Source organism: Micromonospora okii (genome assembly GCF_020884795.1).
Lineage (GTDB): Bacteria > Actinomycetota > Actinomycetes > Mycobacteriales > Micromonosporaceae > Micromonospora > Micromonospora okii.
Genome location: NZ_BBZF01000018.1, coordinates 130,385 through 148,772, shown reverse-complemented (window position 1 = coordinate 148,772; position 18,388 = coordinate 130,385). Strand labels below are relative to the sequence as shown.

12 protein-coding genes and 4 pseudogenes are annotated in these 18,388 nt (G+C 74.0%); 4 read left to right on the top strand and 12 right to left on the bottom strand.

The genetic code is table 11. The features are described from left to right. Nucleotides 1–9: 9 nt before the first annotated feature. Both LPU43_RS15975 and LPU43_RS15970 read right to left on the bottom strand, forming a co-directional pair. A complete protein-coding gene (locus LPU43_RS15975) occupies nt 10–1,191 on the bottom strand; it encodes an acetoin utilization protein AcuC (protein ID WP_229401225.1) in 1,182 nt (393 codons plus the stop codon). Nucleotides 1,192–1,260: 69 nt separating this feature from the next. Then, the gene (locus tag LPU43_RS15970) at nt 1,261–2,109 is read right to left on the bottom strand and encodes a sulfurtransferase (protein WP_229401224.1); all 849 of its coding nucleotides are present in this window, start codon (nt 2,107–2,109) and stop codon (nt 1,261–1,263) included. Nucleotides 2,110–2,268: 159 nt separating this feature from the next. On the opposite strand from LPU43_RS15970, the gene LPU43_RS15965 reads away from it, so the two are divergent. Next, entirely contained in the window at nt 2,269–2,952 is a 684-nt protein-coding gene (locus LPU43_RS15965) for an iron-dependent transcriptional repressor DtxR (protein WP_229401223.1), read from the top strand. 142 nt (nt 2,953–3,094) lie between these two features. On the opposite strand, the pseudogene LPU43_RS15960 reads toward LPU43_RS15965, so the two are convergent. After that, a pseudogene (locus tag LPU43_RS15960) lies at nt 3,095–3,853 on the bottom strand (asparaginase domain-containing protein); the annotation flags it as partial. A gap of 43 nt (nt 3,854–3,896) precedes the next feature. Here LPU43_RS15960 and LPU43_RS15955 point away from each other — a divergent pair. Then, nucleotides 3,897–4,172 (top strand): WCX domain-containing protein, encoded by a 276-nt coding sequence (locus LPU43_RS15955; RefSeq protein ID WP_229401398.1) that lies wholly within the window; start codon nt 3,897–3,899, stop codon nt 4,170–4,172. Between the two features lie 94 nt (nt 4,173–4,266). Here LPU43_RS15955 and LPU43_RS15950 read toward each other — a convergent pair whose 3' ends face one another. From LPU43_RS15950 to nrdR, 5 genes and pseudogenes are all read right to left on the bottom strand, one after another. Beyond that, nucleotides 4,267–5,232 (bottom strand): DUF2332 domain-containing protein, encoded by a 966-nt coding sequence (locus LPU43_RS15950; protein ID WP_229401222.1) that lies wholly within the window; start codon nt 5,230–5,232, stop codon nt 4,267–4,269. Between the two features lie 132 nt (nt 5,233–5,364). After that, nucleotides 5,365–7,797, bottom strand: a pseudogene (locus LPU43_RS28785) (vitamin B12-dependent ribonucleotide reductase); the annotation flags it as partial. 177 nt (nt 7,798–7,974) lie between these two features. After that, nucleotides 7,975–8,856: pseudogene (locus tag LPU43_RS28780) on the bottom strand (LAGLIDADG family homing endonuclease); the annotation flags it as partial. Beyond that, nucleotides 8,857–9,324, bottom strand: a pseudogene (locus LPU43_RS28775) (vitamin B12-dependent ribonucleotide reductase); the annotation flags it as partial. It abuts the pseudogene before it with no gap. A gap of 64 nt (nt 9,325–9,388) precedes the next feature. After that, a complete protein-coding gene (nrdR, locus tag LPU43_RS15940) occupies nt 9,389–9,907 on the bottom strand; it encodes a transcriptional regulator NrdR (RefSeq protein ID WP_229401220.1) in 519 nt (172 codons plus the stop codon). A gap of 561 nt (nt 9,908–10,468) precedes the next feature. Here nrdR and lexA point away from each other — a divergent pair. Then, nucleotides 10,469–11,254: a transcriptional repressor LexA gene (gene lexA, locus LPU43_RS15935; protein ID WP_229401219.1), complete on the top strand. Its 786-nt coding sequence runs from the start codon at nt 10,469–10,471 to the stop codon at nt 11,252–11,254. A gap of 87 nt (nt 11,255–11,341) precedes the next feature. Here lexA and LPU43_RS15930 read toward each other — a convergent pair whose 3' ends face one another. Both LPU43_RS15930 and hflX read right to left on the bottom strand, forming a co-directional pair. Next, nucleotides 11,342–13,114 (bottom strand): hypothetical protein, encoded by a 1,773-nt coding sequence (locus tag LPU43_RS15930; RefSeq protein ID WP_229401218.1) that lies wholly within the window; start codon nt 13,112–13,114, stop codon nt 11,342–11,344. A 128-nt stretch (nt 13,115–13,242) separates the two neighbouring features. Then, complete coding sequence (gene hflX / locus LPU43_RS15925; protein WP_229401217.1) at nt 13,243–14,688, bottom strand: GTPase HflX; 1,446 nt, start codon at nt 14,686–14,688, stop codon at nt 13,243–13,245. Nucleotides 14,689–14,910: 222 nt separating this feature from the next. Here hflX and LPU43_RS15920 point away from each other — a divergent pair, with 222 nt between their 5' ends. After that, nucleotides 14,911–16,377, top strand: coding sequence for an NAD-dependent malic enzyme (locus tag LPU43_RS15920; protein WP_229401216.1), 1,467 nt, complete (start codon nt 14,911–14,913; stop codon nt 16,375–16,377). Between the two features lie 154 nt (nt 16,378–16,531). Here LPU43_RS15920 and dapF read toward each other — a convergent pair whose 3' ends face one another. After that, nucleotides 16,532–17,368, bottom strand: a complete 837-nt coding sequence (gene dapF, locus LPU43_RS15915) for a diaminopimelate epimerase (RefSeq protein WP_229401215.1) — start codon at nt 17,366–17,368, stop codon at nt 16,532–16,534. Nucleotides 17,369–17,375: 7 nt separating this feature from the next. After that, nucleotides 17,376–18,302: a tRNA (adenosine(37)-N6)-dimethylallyltransferase MiaA gene (gene miaA / locus LPU43_RS15910; RefSeq protein ID WP_229401214.1), complete on the bottom strand. Its 927-nt coding sequence runs from the start codon at nt 18,300–18,302 to the stop codon at nt 17,376–17,378. Between the last annotated feature and the right edge of the window lie 86 nt (nt 18,303–18,388).

The following is an 18,388-nucleotide window of genomic DNA, read 5'->3' as shown; positions in this document are numbered from 1 at the left end:
CGTGCCGGCTCAGTCGCGCGGGTCGTGCGGGTCGAGCCCGAGCAGCGGGAACACCGACTTGCGGGTGGCCGCCACCGCCCGGTCCACGGAGTTCGGCTCGCCCGTCGGCTGCCACGGCCGGTACGCCGGGTCGACGTCGTCGGTCATCCGCAGCGGCACCTCCCGGCCGGGGCGGCGCGCGGCGGCCAGCGCCCGCCAGCCCGGCGGGGTGGGCGTCGCCGGGTCGAGCGGGGCCCCGGTGGCCGCCGCGAGCAGGTGGGTCCACGCCCGGGGCACGACCTCGACGAGGGCGTACCCGCCGCCGCCGGTGGCCACCCAGCGGCCCTCGCACAGCTCGTCGGCGAGCGCCCGCAGGGCGAGGTAGGTGGCGCGCTGCCCGTCGACGCTCAGGTGCAGGTCGGCGAGGGGGTCCAGCCGGTGCCCGTCCGCGCCGCACTGGGTGACGAGGATCTCCGGCCGGAACACGCGCAGCACCGACGGCACGACCGCGTGGAACGCGCGCTGCCAGCCGGCGTCGTCGGTGCCGGGCGGCAGCGCGACGTTCACGGCGGCGCCCTCCGCGCCCGGCCCCCCGGTCTCGTCGGGGAAGCCGGTGCCGGGGAAGAGCGCGAGCGGGGTCTCGTGCAGGCTGACCGTGAGCACCCGGGGGTCGTCGTAGAAGACCTGCTGCACGCCGTCGCCGTGGTGCACATCCACGTCCACGTACGCGATGCGGCGCGCGCCCAGGTCGAGCAGCCGGGCGATGGCCACCGCCGGGTCGTTGTAGACGCAGAAGCCGGCGGCCCGGGCCGGCATGGCGTGGTGCAGGCCGCCGGCCACGTTGACCGCCCGCCGGGCCTCGCCCCGCCACACGGCCTCGGCGGCGGCCACGGTGGCCCCGGCGACCAGGGCGCTGGACTCGTGCATCCCGTCGAAGACCGGGTTGTCCGCGGTGCCGAGCCCGTGCCCGGCGAAGAGCGGGTCGCGGGGGGCGACCCGCACCGCGTCCAGGTAGCGCAGGTCGTGGACCCGGGTCAGCAGGGCCTCGTCGGCGGGCTCGGGCCGCACCAGCCGCACCCCGGGCCGGTCGAGCACGCCCAGCTCGCGGGCGAGCGCGACGGTCAGCTCCACCCGCACCGGGTCGAGCGGATGATCGCCCATGTCGTACGCGAGCAGGGCCTCGTCCCACACCACCACCGTGTCCTCGGACATGGCGTCATCGTCGCACGCGCGCCGCGACCCGCCCAGCGCACGCGCTGCCCGGCGGCCGATCCCGGCCGGTCAGCCGCCGGTGGCGACCGGGCGGGACGGGTCGGCCACCCACCCGCTCCACGATCCGACGTAGAGGGCGGCGTCCGGGCGGCCGGCCAGGTGCAGGGCGAGCACGGCCTGCGCCGCGGTCACCCCCGACCCGCAGTACGCCCCGACCGGCGCGGCGTCGGCGACCCCGGCGGCGGCGAACCGTTCGCGCAGGGCGGCGGCGGACGGGAAGCGGCCGTCCGGGCCGACGTACCCGGCGGCGGGGAGGTTGACGGCGCCCGGCACGTGCCCGGCGACCGGGTCGACCGGCTCGTTCTCGCCCCGGTAGCGCGCGGCGGCCCGCACGTCGAGCAGCACCCCGTCCCCGGCGGCGGCCAGCGCGGCTGCCGAGCCGGCGTCGAGCACCGGCAGCCCCCCGGGCCGGACCGTCACGTCGCCGGGCGTCGGCGCGGGCGGGTCCGTGGAGACGGGCAGGCCGGCGGCCACCCAGGCCGGGAAGCCGCCGTGCAGCAGGCGGACCGGCCGGTGACCGGCCCAGCGCAGCGTCCACCAGGCGCGGGCGGCGGCCATCCCGTCGCCGCCGTCGTACACGACGACGGGGTGACCGGCGCGCACTCCGGCGGCCCGCAGCGCGGCCTGGAGGGCGTCGGGGTCGGGCAGGGGGTGGCGGCCGGCGGCGCCGGGCGGCCCGCACAGCTCGGCGTCCAGGTCGACGAAGACGGCGCCCGGCAGGTGGCCGGCGGCGTAGTCGTCGCGGCCGGGCGGGCCGGCGAGCCGCCAGCGCACGTCGAGCAGGGTGGGCGGGGCGGCGGAGCGCAGCTCGGCGGCGAGCCGGTCGGCCTCGACCAGCGGATTCTCGGCATCGGACATGGCGACCAGTCAACACCATCAGGGCGGCGACCTCGCGTTTCGGCGGTCGGCGGTGGGCGTCGGCCGGGGTACCATCGACTTCCGGGAGGTCCCTGACGTGAATGACCTGGTCGAGACGACCGTTAGTTCGATCACCACCGGAGAGAGGTGGCAGATCGGATGAAACACGATCTTGTAGATACGACCGAGATGTACCTGCGCACCATCCTCGAGCTGGAGGAGGAGGGGGTGCCGCCGCTGCGCGCCCGCATCGCGGAGCGGCTGAGCCAGAGCGGCCCCACCGTCAGCCAGACCGTCGCCCGGATGGAGCGCGACGGGCTGCTCACCGTCGAGGGCGGCCGGCACCTGGCACTGACCCCGCAGGGGCGTGCCGCCGCCGTCTCCGTGATGCGCAAGCACCGGCTCGCCGAGCTGCTGCTGGTCAACGTCATCGGGATGCCCTACGAGGAGGCCCACGAGGAGGCCTGCCGCTGGGAGCACGTGATGAGCGACGCGGTGGAGAAGCGGGTCTACGAGCTGCTCAACCGGCCGTCCCGGTCCCCGTACGGCAACCCGATCCCCGGCCTGGCGGACCTGGGCACCGCCGGGACGGAGACCGACGGCAGCGAGGGCGAGCGCAACCTGGCCTTCCCCGGGCTCTCCGGCCCGGTGGTGGTCCGGCGGATCTGCGAGAGCGTGCAGACCGACGCGGGCGTGCTGCGGCAGTTGCGCGCCGCCGGGGTCGACCCGGGCGCGACCGTGACCGTCGCCCAGGAACGCGGCGAGGTCTTCATCGACCGCTCCGGCGACCGCATCCAGCTCCCCCGCGAGGTCGCCTCCCGGGTCTTCGTCGCCGCCCACTGACACCCCGGGGTAAGGAAGGGCACCTTGTTAACGCTTTCTGCATAGGAAGGGCCCCTTCCTAACAAGTCGCCCCGGGGCGGGCGTGGCGCGAGGGCGCGGGAGCGCGCGGTGGGACGGCCCGGGGCGGCGGGAGTGCGCCGGGTCAGCCGTGCCGGGCGAACGCGGCGGCGATCCCCGCCCGGTCCGCGCCCGCCGCGAGCAGCAGCCGGAGCAGCACCTTCGCCTTGTACGGGTCGAGCAGCCCACCGTTGATGAGCCCACGTCGCTGGAGGTCGGTCTCCGACCCCACCGCCCCGTACGTGTGCCGCAGCACCGACCCCGCGCCGGTCCGCGAGGTGAGCACCACCGGCACCCGCTCCGCCAGCTCCCCGAGCACCGGGGCGAGCGCGGACGGGACGTGCCCGACGCCGAACCCGGCGACGACCACCGCGTCCCGGCCCCGGAACAGGTGGGCGAGGTGGTCGGCGTCCTCGTCGAGGGTGACCGTGAGCAGGGCCACCCGGACCGTGTCGAGCCGGCCCCGGTCCACCCCGGTCACCGGGGGCAGCCGCTGCGGCCGGGTCAGCACCCGCACCTCGCCCTCCACGACGTGCCCGAGCGGCCCGGCGTTCGGGGAGACGAACGCGGCGGTGTTGGTGCTGTGCGTCTTGCGGGCCCACCGGGCGGCGTGCACCTCGTCGTGGAACGCGACCAGCGCGCCCAGGCCCCGGGCGGCCGGCGCGGCGGCCACCCGGGCCGCCGCGAGCAGGTTCGCCGGGCCGTCCGCGCCGGCCAGGGTGGGGTTGCGCATCGCGCCGGTGAGGACCAGCGGCTCCGGGTGCGGCCAGACCAGGTCGGCCAGGAACGCGGTCTCCTCCAGCGTGTCGGTGCCCTGGGTCACCACCACGCCGGTCGCGCCGCCGGCCACCGCCGGAGACGATCCCGCCGAACGCCTTCTCGCGTCGATGGCCCGGGTGCCGTACCGGCATGCGGTGACGCTGCGGATACAGGGAACACTCGAGCAGATCCGCACACGACTGCCGGCCAGCGTCGCCGAGGTGCGAGAGGGCGAGGACGAAGGCTGGCAGTCCGTGGAGATCCGGGCCGAGAGTCTCGACTGGTTGCCCGCCGTGCTCGCCGCGCTCGACCTGCCGTTCGTCATCGAACGCCCGGACGAGCTCCGCGGCCGTGTCATCGCGCTCGCCGACCGGCTGGCGGCCTCGGGACGGGCGCTGCCGTAGCGGTCCTGGAACACGGGGTCGTACAGGAGTCGGTCCTGCCTGGCCCATCGAACAGCCGGCGGCGGCCGTGCAGCCCGGCGCCACGCGCAGGACGTCACGCGAACCAGGTGAGCGCCTGCCCGTGCGGACGAGTCCACGCCAACGGCACGCCGTCCAACGCGAGCACGTTGTGGTGCGCGCCGTCCGGCGGGGCGGGCAGGCCGTCGTGCCGCAGCACGTCCGGGGCCTCGTTCGCGATCCAGTGTCCGGGCAGGTTGCGTATCACCTCGGCGAACGCCGCCCGGCGTGGCGGCGGCACCAGGTAGAGCACGGAGGTGTGGAACACCACCAGCGTCGCGCCGGCCGGCGCCCGCGCGGCCAGGGCCGGCAGGTCGTCCACCAGGTCGCCGCGGACGAGCAGCGGGGGTTCGGCGGCGGCGACCGACGCGGCGGCGCGCAGCCGGGCGCGGCGTGCGGTGTGCTCCGGCCAGACGAGGGCGTCGAGCCAGGCCATGTCGGCGGGGTCGGTCACGTCGAGGGGGTTCAGGTCCAGGCCGGCCCGCCACACGACCTCGGGCCGGCGGGCCGGCGGGGCGATTCCGGTGAGCGCGCAGTCGAGGACCGGCCCGCCCGCGCCGACCTGCCGGTCGCCGTAACGGTAGGCGTACCGGTCGGGGTAGAGGCAGAGCCCGGCGGACGCCCCGACCTCCAGCAGCGCGAGCGGCTGCGGCAGCGCGGCGAGCACCGGCAGCAGCACGGCGCACCGCCCGGCCTCGTTGGTCTGGGTGGCCCGGGCGCGCAGCTCCGCCGCGACGGCGGCCCAGCGCGCCAGGACGAAGTCGCGGAACGCGGCCGGGTCCTCGACCGGGCCGCCGAGGAACCGGACGACCCCGAACAGCAGGTTCGGCTGCCGATCGGCGGGCGGGAGCGCGGCGAGCAGCGCGAGCACCTCGCGGTCGCGGGAGACCGCCAGGGCCAGGCGCTCGTACGTGGGAGAGACGTCACGCGCCTCCCGGGCGGCGAACTCGGCGTAGCGGCCGGCGGTCGTCGTCTCCTGGTCGTCCGTCGGGGTGCGGCTCATCGGGACAGGGTAGTCACGCCTCGGGTGTGAGAGGGGTTCCCTTCTCTACCGCAGGCGTTAACAAGGTGCCCTTCCTTTCCGGCAGGTCGAGCCCCGGGCGCGTCAGCGCCCGGGGCTCGACCGCCGCATCCCTCAGCTACAGCCGCTGGTCGAGCCGCAGCCCTCGCAGACGTAGCAGCTACCGGCCGGGCGCATCTTCGTGCCGCAGGTGAAGCAGAGCGGCGCGTCGGCGGCCTTGCCGATCACGGCCTCCAGCAGTTCGGTGCTGGAGCCCACCGACGGCGCGGGCTTGGCGGCGGCGACGTCGGCGACCTCCTGCGCCGGCTGGGCGACCGGGCCGGTCTTCGTCTCCGGCGCCTCGACCGGGGCGGAGGAGGCCATCGCGGTGAGGTCCGCACCGCTGGCCTCCGCCTCCGCCTCGGCCGCGAGCTGGGCGGCCCGCTCCTTGGCGGTGAAGATGCCCAGCTCGGCGCGGCGCTCGTACGGCAGGAAGTCCAGCGCCAGGCGACGGAAGATGTAGTCCATCACCGAGGCGGCCATCCTCAGGTCCGAGTCGTCGGTCATGCCGGCCGGCTCGAAGCGCATGTTGGTGAACTTGCTGACGTACGTCTCCAGCGGGACGCCGTACTGGAGACCGATGGAGATGGCCACCGAGAAGGCGTCCATCACGCCGGCCAGGGTCGAGCCCTGCTTCGACATCTTGAGGAAGACCTCGCCGAGGCCGTCGTCGGGGTACGACGAGGCGGTGAGGTACCCCTCCGCGCCGCCGACCGAGAAGGAGATCGTCTGCGACGGGCGCTTCTTCGGCAGCCGCTTGCGCACCGGGCGGTACTCGACGACCTTCTCCACCACCGGCGCGACGGCGGCCGTCTCGGCGGGGGCGACGGTGGTCGCGACGGCCTTGTTCGGCTTGGCGACCGACAGGGGCTGACCGACCTTGCAGTTGTCCCGGTAGATCGCCAGGGCCTTGAGGCCGAGCTTCCAGCCCTCGAAGTAGATCTTCTCGACGTCCTCGACGGTCGCCTGCTCCGGCATGTTGACCGTCTTGGAGATCGCGCCGGAGATGAACGGCTGGACGGCCGCCATCATCCGCACGTGGCCCATCGGGGCGATGGACCGCTCGCCCATGGCGCAGTCGAAGACCGGGTAGTGCTCCGGCTTGAGGCCGGGGGCGTCGACGACGTGGCCGTGGTCGGCGATGTGCTCGACGATCGCCTCGACCTGCTCCTCGGGGTAGCCGAGGCTGCGCAGGGCGCGCGGGACGGTCTGGTTGACGATCTGCATGGAGCCGCCGCCGACCAGCTTCTTGAACTTGACCAGCGCCAGGTCCGGCTCGACGCCGGTGGTGTCGCAGTCCATCATCAGGCCGATGGTGCCGGTCGGGGCGAGCACGCTGGCCTGCGAGTTGCGCCAGCCGAACCGGTCGCCGACCTTGTTGCCCTGGGTCCACTGCTTCGTCGCCTCGCGCTGGATGGCGGTGGCGACGGTGCCGGCCGGCTTGATCGCGTCGTTGGCGGCGGCGTGCTTGCGCATGACCCGCTTGTGCGGCTCGGCGTTGCGGGCGTAGCCGTCGTAGGGGCCGACGACGCCGGCCAGCTCGGCCGAGCGGCGGTACGCCGTGCCGGTCATCAGCGAGGTGATCGCGGCGGCGACCGAGCGCCCCTGCTCCGAGTCGTACGGCAGGCCGGAGGCCATCAGCAGCGCGCCCAGGTTGGCGTACCCGATGCCGAGCTGCCGGTAGGCGCGGGTGGTCTCGCCGATCCGCTCGGTCGGGAAGTCGGCGAAGCAGATCGAGATGTCCATCGCGGTGATGACCAGCTCGACGGAGCGGACGAACTTCTCCACCTCGAAGCCGCCGTCGGCGCGGAGGAACTTCATCAGGTTGAGCGAGGCCAGGTTGCACGAGGAGTTGTCCAGGTGCAGGTACTCCGAGCACGGGTTCGACGCGGTGATCCGCCCGGTCTCCGGGCAGGTGTGCCAGTCGTTGATGGTGTCGTCGTACTGGAGGCCGGGGTCGGCGCACTCCCAGGCGGCCTGGGAGATCGTGCGGAACAGCTTCTTGGCGTCGATGGTCTCGATGGTCTGCCCGTCGAGCCGGCCGCGCAGGTCGAAGCCGCCGCCGTTCTCCACGGCGGTCATGAACTCGTCGGAGACCCGGACGGAGTTGTTGGCGTTCTGGTACTGCACGCTGACGATGTCGTTGCCGCCGAGGTCCATGTCGAAGCCGGCGTCCCGCAGCGCGCGGATCTTGTCCTCCTCGCGCGCCTTGGTGATCACGAACTCCTCGATGTCCGGGTGGTCGACGTCGAGGATGACCATCTTGGCCGCGCGCCGGGTGGCGCCGCCGGACTTTATGGTCCCCGCGCTCGCGTCGGCGCCGCGCATGAAGCTGACCGGGCCGGAGGCGGTGCCGCCGGAGGAGAGCAGCTCCCTGGAGGAGCGGATGCGGGACAGGTTGACCCCGGAGCCGGAGCCGCCCTTGAAGATCAGCCCCTCCTCCTTGTACCAGTCGAGGATCGAGTCCATGGAGTCATCCACGGAGAGGATGAAACAGTTGTGCACCCGCAGGTTGCCGGCCAGGAACTCGCCGCTCTCGGTCTGGATGTCGTAAACCTCCATCGCGCCCAGCGGCTCGATGCGGTCGATCTCCAGCCGCTTGACGTCGGCGGCCGATCGGCCCGCCTTGGCGAAGCTCGCCTCGAGCTTGGCCATCTTCTCCGCGCCGATGAACCCGATGTGGGTGGCGAAGAGGTCCCGGTCGCCGTCGTTCTGGATCCGCACCGACCAGCAACCCTTGCGGTTCGGGCGCGGGTCGGCCTTGTACCCGACCCGGGAGAAGATCCCAAACCGCAGCAGCAGGCTCTGCACGCCGCGGATCAGCTTCTCGGAGATCATGTCCACCGCGACGAGCGTCGAGCGCTCACGCGCCGAGACGTACCCCTCGGCCTGGAAAATGCTGCGCAGGTACGCCGCGACGACCGGCAGCGGGGCGGTGAGGAGCCGCTGCGGCACCTCCATCTCGACGCCGCGCGTCAGCAGGTCCCACTTCTCCACGAACGGGCGCAGGTGCTCGCCGTAGAGGCGGGTACGCCGGCAGTCCAGCTCGTCGCTCTGCGTCTCCACGGCACGCTCGTGCCGGTGCGCGCCCGGGAAGACCTCGTCGAGGGTGCCGCGAACCCAGTCCAGCTCGTCGTCGTTGACAGTCATCGCCTCGACGGTCAGCGACCGGTTGGTGCCCTCGTCGTACTGGCCCACGAAGCCGTCCGACTGCAACCAGCCCGCGAGTGCCGCCTCGCGGATCTCCCGCAGATCGATTTCGGCTTCGCCGTAGGCATACGTGCGGTGCCACTCGAGCCTGTCGCCGGTCTTCAGGGTGCCGGCCTCCACCCACTCGCCCGTGCCGTGGCCCGTGCTGCGCCACACCACGTGGTCTGGCGTGACGTCGAGCTGGTAGCCCGCCTTGGTGTGCAGCCGGAGGACCTCGCGCACCCCGTTGGCCTTGACGGCGACGATCCGGGTCAGCCCCGTGCCGTCGTACACCTTGGTGCCGACGGCGTCGTCGGCAACCAGCTTGCCGATCGGCACGAGGCCGCCGGGGGTGCTGACCAGCGAGTCGTACGGCAGGCACGCGCTGACCTGCTGGGGCGAGGGCGTGCCGACGTTGAACCAGACCGGCGAGTTGAAGCTGAACACCTGGTGCAGCAGCATCCAGGTCAGCTCGTGGGCGAAGACCTCGGCGTCGGCGGGGGTGGCGAAGTAGCCGTGCTGCTCGCCGGCGGCGCGGTAGGTGCTGACCACCCGGTCGATGAGCTGCCGGAGCGACCACTCCCGCTCCGGGGTGCCCACCGCGCCCCGGAAGTACTTGGTGGTCACGATGTTGGCCGCGTTGACGCTCCAGGACTCGGGGAACTCCACCCCGCGCTGCTCGAAGTTGATCGAGCCGTCCCGCCAGTTCGTCATCACGACGTCGCGGCGCTCCCACGCCACCTCGTCGTACGGGTGGACCCCGTCGGTCGTCCACACCCGCTCGATCTTCAGCCCCGCCCCGGCCTTGGTCCGCGACCGGCTGGCTGTCACGCCGTCCCCCGCCATCTCATCCGCCCCCTCGTCTGCGCGGTCACCCGCCGCGCGTCCAACTGTCAGAAACCAGCAAAAATCAATTGGTACGGCCCGCGGCCCCCGCCGCGGCCCCGGCGTCGCCGTCCGCCCCGGCGGCACCCGCACGGGCGCGGGCGGCGGCCCGCAGCGTCTCGATCTCGCGCTCGAAGTCGGCCAGCGAGTCGAACGAGCGGTAGACGCTGGCGAAGCGGAGGTACGCCACCTCGTCCAGGTCCCGCAGCGGCCCGAGGATCGCCAGCCCCACGTCGTGGCTGGGGATCTCGGCGGCGCCCTTGGCCCGGACGGTCTCCTCGACCTTCTGGGCGAGCAGGGCGATCGAGTCCTCGTCGACCGGCCGGCCCTGGCACGCCTTGCGCACCCCGCCGATGATCTTGATGCGGCTGAACGGCTCGGTGACCCCGCTGCGCTTGACCACCGCGAGCACCGCCTCCTCGTGGGTGGTGAACCGCTTGCCGCACTCCGGGCAGGACCGCCGCCGGCGGATCAACTGGCCGTCGTCGGCCTCGCGGGAGTCGACGACCCGCGAGTCGGCGTGCCGGCAGTACGGGCACCGCATCGCCTGACCTCCTCATCGACGGCGGGCACACCGACACACCCCCGGACGCGCGGAACCACGGCGCCGGCCCCGCGCAGGGGCCGCCACCGGGATGCGGCGACGGGAGTGCGGTCGGTAGTCGAACCCAACCTGTAGGCGACTTACGCCCGTGTGACTACTACATCTAGGGGTCGACCGTATTCGCCCCACGGACCGAGGTCAAGTTGGCCGGCACCTCCGGCGAGTCGCCAGAATCACGCCCCCGCCGCATCTCCCCCGCCCCGCCGAGTGTGCAACGCGGCACGGCCCGGGCGGACACGGGGCACACCCCTGACCCACCGAAAGGAACGACAGTCGAACGGGTGTTCGACCACGGCGTACCATTTATCAGAACAGGCGTTCGGATTTCCCGCTTTTCGGCTCCGACACGCCGACGAAGGTCGTACAGATGTTTGAAAATGACTGATCCCACCTATACGGTCAAGAACAACCGAGCCCGGCGGGTCGCGTCGGATCGGTGGCCACACCCCCATCCACACCACGAGCCGCCGAGGCACCCAGCGCCGACCAGGGAGGACGGACGTGACCGACGACCGGGCCAGCCGGCCGAAGAACCCGCAGCAGATCGCCGAGGCGGGTCCGCCGGCCACCCGGCGCCCCCGCGCCGCGCGCAGCCGGGCCGGGCAGCCCGCCGTGCGCCCGGTCACCCCCGTGGTCAGCAGCTTCCCCGAACCGGCCACCGTCGACCTGACCGCCCGGCAGCGCCGCATCCTGGAGTTCATCCGCACCTGGGTCGAGCGGCACGGGTACCCGCCGAGCGTGCGGGAGATCGGTGAGGCCGTGGGCCTGGTCTCCCCGTCCAGCGTCGCCTACCAGCTCAAGGAGCTGGAGAAGAAGGGCTTCCTGCGCCGCGACCCCAACCGGCCGCGCGCCGTGGACGTCCGCGCCCCCAACGACACGCTCGACGACGAGGCGTCCCGCTCGCAGCGCCCCGCCCCGGCCTACGTGCCGATGCTGGGCCGGATCGCCGCCGGCGGCCCGATCCTGGCCGAGCAGGCGGTGGAGGATGTCTTCCCCCTCCCCCGCGAGCTGGTGGGCGAGGGCGAGGTCTTCATGCTCCAGGTCAAGGGCGACTCGATGCTCGACGCCGCGATCTGCGACGGAGACTGGGTGGTGGTCCGGCAGCAGCCGACCGCCGAGGCCGGGGACATCGTCGCGGCGATGCTCGACGGCGAGGCGACCGTGAAGACCTACCGCCGGCGCGACGGCCACGTCTGGCTGATGCCGCAGAACCCGGCCTTCGACCCGATCCCGGGCGACGACGCGACCATCATGGGCCGGGTCGTGGCCGTCCTGCGCCGCATCTGACCGCACGCCCGCATCCGGCCGGACTCGGGTGACGTCAGCCGGCCCTCGCCGGCCCGGCTGACGTCGTCCGGGCGGCCGGGTAGTCGGTCAGTACCGGTCGCCCCGGTACCCGCGACCGCCGCCGGGCGGCTGACCGTGCCGGCCCCGCCCGTCGTCGTGCCCACCGTCGCCCCGCCGGCCGTCGCCCCGACCGCGAGCGCCGTCGCCCCGGCCGCCGTCGCCCCGCCGGCCCGCTCGCGGGTCCCGGGGGTCCTGCTCCCGCCGGGGCGGCTGCGCCCGTCCCCCACCGCGACCCGGCTGCGCGTCCCGGCCGCCGCCGTGGACCGCGCCGCGACCGGGCTGGCCGTTCCGTCCGGGCTGCCCGCCGCCGGGGGGAGGGCCACCGGCGGACTGACCCGCGCCGTACACGCCGCTGCCGGCGGGCCGACCACCGCCGTACACTCCGCCGCCCTGGGGACGACCGCCGCGACCGTCGCCCTGGGGGCGACCGCCGCCACCGGCCGGTGCGCCGCCGCCGTACACGCCGCTGCCGGGGGTCGCCCGGCCCGGCCCGGCGTCCGCCGGTGCCCCGCCGTAGACCCCGCCGCGCGCCGGGGCACCGCCGCCGTAGACGCCGCCCCGGGGCCGGTCCCCGCCCTGGGGCGGGCCGTCGACGGGCCGGGCCCGGGCGGGCTCCACCGGGGCGACGTTCAGCGGGAACTCGTCGCGCTCCGGCAGGTCGGAGTCGTCCCTCGGGTCGTCGGGCGGCGCGGGACGCTTCCGGGCCCGGACGATGCCGAGGACGCCCGCCCCGACCATCAGCGCGCCGATCACGCCGACCGCCGCGATCAGGTACGTGATCTCGTCGAGGCTCAGCCCCTCCATCCAGGACTTCTCCGCCGTCGGCTTCGGCGGGCCGGCCGCGCCGGCCAGCGCCTCGGCCCCCTTGGTGGAGGGGGTGTAGGCGAGGATCTCGATGGGGTCGTCCTCGGCCAGTTCCCCGCCGTCGGAGACGGTGACGAAGGACTTGCCGTCCGGCGTGTACGAGATCGCCTCGCCGAACGGGTCCGTCAGCGGGGTCACCCGGGGCTTCCCGCCGGTCAGCGCGCCGACGAGGTCGCCGTTCGACACGTCGTACTCGAAGGCGTCGGCGTACGTGCGCAGCACCACCCGCGCGCCGTCCGGCGACCGGGCCGCGCCGGTGATGGCGACCCGGCCGAGGACCCCCAGCCGGGATTCGGTGTTGGTCTTGGGCAGCCCGATCTCGCCGACCTTCGTCATCGGCACCGGCTCGGTGTCGCCGGTCTGCAGCTTCCCGGAGGGGGCGAAGATCTGGGCCTTGCCGCTGGCCACCTTCGTGATGATCAGCGGCTTGCCGTCGTTGCCGATCAGCAGCGCCTCGGCGTCGTGCGGCTTCTTCTCCGGGTAGGAGAGGCGGTGCAGCACCGGCCGGGACGACCCGTCGACCGGCATGCTCCACACGGCCACCCGCTCCCGCCGCGTGGTGTTCGTGATGTTGTCGCCGGTGTCGGCGATCCACAGCTTCTTGCCGTCCGGGGAGAGCGCGAGGTCCTCGGTGTCGAGCGGACCGTTGCCGGAGTAGCGCACCGGCTCCCCGCTGATCCTGCATCTGGTGTCGAGGAAGAAGACCCGCTTGCGGCTCTCGTCGGTGGTCCCGTCGTTGATCACGACGTACCCGTCCTTGGTCGCCACCAGGCCGGAGATCTCCCGCAGCCGCTCGTCGGTCACCGTGCAGCGCTTCTTGCCCGGGGTCGACTCGGGCGCGGCGGCCGCAGGCGCGGCCAGGATGGCTCCGGGGAGCGCCACGGTCGCCCCGAGCAGGCCGAGGGCAACCGTGACCGAGGAAACAGCGCGGCGCATTGGCTCAGTGTCGCATGCCGACGGGAAGGTGACGGTCATGCCGGGACCGCCCGCCGCGCCCGGGGGTGGGCCGTGGGGCGGACGGCGGGACGGGGCGGGGCGACGATGTTGCCCCGCCCACGCCCCCGTCAGCCGGTGTAGGCGACGACCCGCTCCTCCGCCGCCGCGAACGGCGCCAGCTCGGCGGCCAGCGCCTCGCCGACCCGCACGTGCAGCAGCGTCCCCTCCGGCAGGTGGGCGGTGCTGAGCACCTCGCCCTGCCGGTGCACCCGGGCGACCAGGTCCCCCCGGTCGTACGGCAGCACGGCGCGGACCTCCACCGCCGGGCTGGGCAGCCGCTGCTCGATCGCGGCCCGCACGTCGTCGATGCCCCGACCGGAGTGGGCGGCGGCGAAGACGGCGTCCGGCCAGAGCCGCTTGAGCCGCAGCAGGGTCTCCTCGTCGGCGGCGTCGATCTTGTTGACCACCAGCAGTTCGGGCAGCCGGTCCGCGCCCACCTCGGCGAGCACCTCACGGACGGCCCGGACCTGCTCCTCCGGGTCGGGGTGGGCGCCGTCGACGACGTGCACCACCAGGTCGGCGGCGGCGACCTCCTCCAGGGTCGAGCGGAACGCCTCGACGATCTGGTGCGGCAGGTGCCGGACGAACCCGACGGTGTCGGAGAGCGTGTAGAGCCGGCCGTCGGCGGCGGTGGCCCGGCGGGTGGTCGGGTCCAGCGTGGCGAACAGCGCGTTCTCCACCAGCACGCCGGCCCCGGTGAGCCGGTTGAGCAGGCTGGACTTGCCGGCGTTGGTGTAGCCGGCGATGGCCACCGCCGGCACGGCGTTGCGGGACCGGCGGGCGCGCTTGGTCTGCCGGACCGTCTTCATGGCCTTGATCTCCCGGCGCAGCCGGGCGATGCGGGTGCGGATGCGTCGCCGGTCGGTCTCCAGCTTGGTCTCACCGGGGCCGCGCAGGCCCACGCCGCCACCCGCGCCACCGCCGGCGCCACCGCCCTGCCGGGACAGCGTCTCGCCCCAGCCGCGCAGGCGCGGGAGCAGGTATTCGAGCTGGGCCAGCTCGACCTGCGCCTTGCCCTCCTTGCTCTTGGCGTGCTGGGCGAAGATGTCGAGGATCAGCGCCGTCCGGTCGATCACCTTGACCTTGGTGCGCTGCTCCAGGTTGCGGAGCTGGGACGGGGACAGCTCCCCGTCGCAGATCACCGTGTCGGCCCCGGTGGAGAGCACCACCGCGCCGAGGTCGTCGACCTTGCCCCGGCCGACGTAGGTCGCCGGGTCGGGGCGGTTGCGGCGCTGGATCAGCCCCTCCAGCACCTGCGAGCCGGCGGTCTCGGCCAGCGCCGCCAGCTCGGTGAGGGAGTTGTCGGCGTCGGTCTGGCTGCCCTCCGTCCAGACGCCGACGAGGACGACCCGCTCCAGCCGGAGCTGGCGGTACTCGACCTCGGTGATGTCGGTCAGCTCGGTCGAGAGGCCAGGGACCCGCCGCAGCGCCTGCCGCTCCGCCAGCTCGAACTCCCCAGTGGTCGCTTCGAGCTCGTCGTCCGAGAAGGGTACGTAGGTCTCCTGGTCGCGCAAGCCGCGCCTCCTGTCCGTTCTGCTCTGCGGTGACGGTCTGTCCCGCAATGACAGCTTTCTGTCGCGTACGAGCAATCCTGTCACGTGTCAACGCCCGACGCACCCGCTATATGCCCGTCGCCGGGGCCCCGGGAGTGGGGGCGAATGCGGCGCGGCGCACACGGGCGAGTAGAAAGGCGGGACAACATTCGACCTGCGATCAGCGTTGACGGAGGCATTCCCGTGGCCATCACCCGACTGCCGAGTGCGGGGTTCTCGATCACCATCCGGATCGCGGTGCCCGCGGACGCCTCCTCGATCGGCCGCCTGACGACCTCCGTGGGCGAGGCCGGGGCGATCGTCACCGCGCTGGACGTCGTCGACTCCGACCCGACGCACGTGCTGGTCGACCTGACCTGCGACACCGCCGACGCCGGCCACGCCGACCAGGTCGTCGACGCGCTGACCGCGCTCGACGGGGTGGACGTGCGCAAGGTCTCCGACCGGACGTTCCTGCTGCACCTCGGCGGCAAGATCGAGGTCAGCTCCAAGGTCGCGCTGCGCAACCGCGACGAGCTGTCCCGCGCGTACACCCCGGGGGTGGCCCGGGTCTGCCAGGCCATCGCCGAGAACCCGGCCGACGCCCGGCGGCTGACCATCAAGCGCAACACGGTCGCGGTGGTCAGCGACGGCTCGGCCGTGCTCGGCCTGGGCAACCTCGGGCCGGCCGCGTCGCTGCCGGTGATGGAGGGCAAGGCCGCCCTGTTCAAGCGGTTCGGCGGGGTGGACGCCTGGCCGGTGGTGCTCGACACCCAGGACACCGACGAGATCGTGGCGATCGTCAAGGCGATCGCGCCCGCGTACGGCGGGATCAACCTGGAGGACATCGCCGCGCCGCGCTGCTTCGAGATCGAGGCCCGGCTGCGCGAGGCGCTGGACATCCCGGTCTTCCACGACGACCAGCACGGCACCGCGATCTGCGTGCTGGCGGCGCTGACCAACGCGCTGCGGGTGGTGGGCAAGCAGATCGCGGACGTGCGGGTGGTCGTCTCCGGCGCCGGCGCGGCCGGCACCGCGATCATGAAGCTGCTGCTACGCCAGGGCGTCGGCGACATCATCGCGTACGACCGCCAGGGCGCCCTGCACCGCGGCCTGACCGGGCTCAACCCGGCCTGGCAGTGGCTGGCGGAGAACACCAACAGGGAGAACTACTCGGGCGACCTGGCCGGGGCGGTGCGCGGCGCGGACGTCTTCATCGGGGTGAGCGCGCCCAACCTGCTCACCGGCGACGACATCGCCACGATGGCCAAGGACTCGATCGTCTTCGCGCTGGCCAACCCGGACCCGGAGGTCGACCCCCGGGAGGCGCGCAAGCACGCCGCGGTGGTCGCCACCGGCCGCTCCGACCAGCCCAACCAGATCAACAACGTGCTGGCCTTCCCCGGGGTGTTCCGGGGGATGCTCGACGCGCACGCCGAGGAGTTCACCGAGGAGATGGCGATCGCCGCCGCCCGGGCGATCGCCGACGTGGTCGGCGAGGACAAGATCAACCCGACGGTCATCGTGCCGAGCGTCTTCGACTCCCGGGTCGCCCCGGCGGTCGCCGCCGCCGTCCGCGCCGCCGCCCAGCAGCCGGCCCCGCCCCCCGCGGCCGACCCGGGCCCGGCCGACCTCCCGGAAATCGCCGCCAACGCCAGCGCCACCCCCTGACCCACCCCGCTCCCCCGCTCCCCCGCTTCCCGCCCTCCGCGGAGACGCGTTGATCAAGAAGTTTGCGTCAGAGTGACGATCTTTCCCGACGCAAACCTCTTGATCAACATGGGCGGGGGCGGGGGTGGGCGCGGGGAGGTCGGCGGGGTGTGGGTCAGGCCGTGAGGGTTGCCGGGTCTACCGTGCCCGTGGCGACCAGGACGGCGGGGCCCGCCAGCCAGCAGGAGTCGTCGGTCACCGTGACCGTCAGGCGGCCACCGGGGACGTCGACCGCCACCGTGCCGGTGTCGCGGCCCGCGTCCCGCAGCGCCACCGCCCCCACCGCGCACGCGCCGGTGCCGCAGGACATCGTCTCGGCCGAGCCGCGCTCGTACACCCGCATCAGCACGTGGCCGTCGACGGGGTCGCCCGGGGCGACGAACTCGACGTTCACCCCGGCGGGAAAGACCACCGGGTCGACCTCGGGCGCCCGGGTGAGGTCGAGCGAGCCCAGCGCCAGCCCCGCCGGCAGGACGCAGACCAGGTGCGGGTTGCCGACGTCCACGGCCGCGCCGGGCAGGGTGAGCCCGCCCAGGGTGGCCGTCGCCGTGTCGCGCAGCCGGGGGCGACGCATCTCCACGGCGACCGTCTCCCCGTCCAGGCGCGCCCGCACGACGCCGGAGCGGGTGACCACCCGCAGGGTCGCCCCGTCAGGCTCGGCCAGCCCGGTGGAGACCAGGTAGCGGACGAAGACCCGGGCGCCGTTGCCGCACATCTCGGCGAAGGAGCCGTCGGCGTTCCAGTAGTCCATGAACCACTCGGCCTCGCCGGCCAGGCCGACGGCCTCCGGGTGCGCGGTCGAGCGGACCACCCGCAGGACACCGTCCGCGCCGATCCCCCGCCGCCGGTCGCAGAGCGCCGCGACCAGGCCGGACGTCAGGTCGAGCGCGCCCTCCGGGTCCGGGAGGATGACGAAGTCGTTGCCGGTGCCGTGTCCCTTGGTGAACTCCACGGCCCCATCATCGCGCAGCCGACCTGACGAGCCGCAGCGCGTCCTCGACGAGGCCGGGAGCGGCCGAGTCCAGCCAGTGCACGCGCGGGTCGCGGCGGAACCAGGAGCGCTGCCGGCGGACGAAACGGCGGGTGGCGCGCACCGTCTCGTCGCGCGCCTCGGCCTCGGTGAGGTCGCCGGCGAGCAGCCGCAGCACCTGCTGGTAGCCGAGCGCCCGGCTGGCCGTGCGCCCCTGGGCCAGGCCCCGACCGAGCAGCTCCCGGGTCTCGGTGACCAGGCCGGCGGCCCACATCCGGTCCACCCGCAACGCGATCCGCTCGTCCAGCAGCGCGGTGTCCAGGTCCACCCCGAGCTGCACCGACGGGTAGTACGGCGTCGGCTCGGGCAGCGAGGCGGTGAACGGCGCGCCGGTCAGCTCGATCACCTCCAGGGCGCGGACGATCCGCCGGCCGTTGCCGGGCAGGATGCCCGCCGCCGCGGCCGGGTCCGCGGCGCGCAGCCGCGCGTACAGGGGGGCCGGGCCCGACTCGGCCAGCTCCGCCTCCAGCCGTTCGCGCACCGCCGGGTCGGTACCGGGGAACTCGAACCGCTCCAGCACCGCCCGCACGTACAGGCCGGAGCCACCGACCAGCAGCGGCACCCGCCCCCGGGCGAGGACGTCGTCGATCGCCGCGCGGGCCAGCCGCTGGTACTCGGCGACGCTGGCCGGCTCGGTCACCTCCCAGATGTCGAGCAGGTGGTGCGGCACCCCCTCCCGCTCGGCCGGGGTGAGCTTCGCGGTGCCGATGTCCAGGCCCCGGTAGAGCTGCATGGAGTCGGCGTTGACCACCTCGCCGCCGAGCGCGTGGGCGAGGGCGACGCTCAGCGCCGACTTCCCGGCGGCGGTCGGCCCGACCACCGCCACGACCGTGCCGCGCCCGACGTACGCGCTCACAGCGCGACCCCGTTCACGACGCGGGGCTCGCAAGCTCACTCCTCGCGCTCACAGCCCAACCCCCGTTCACGACTGCGGGGCTCGCA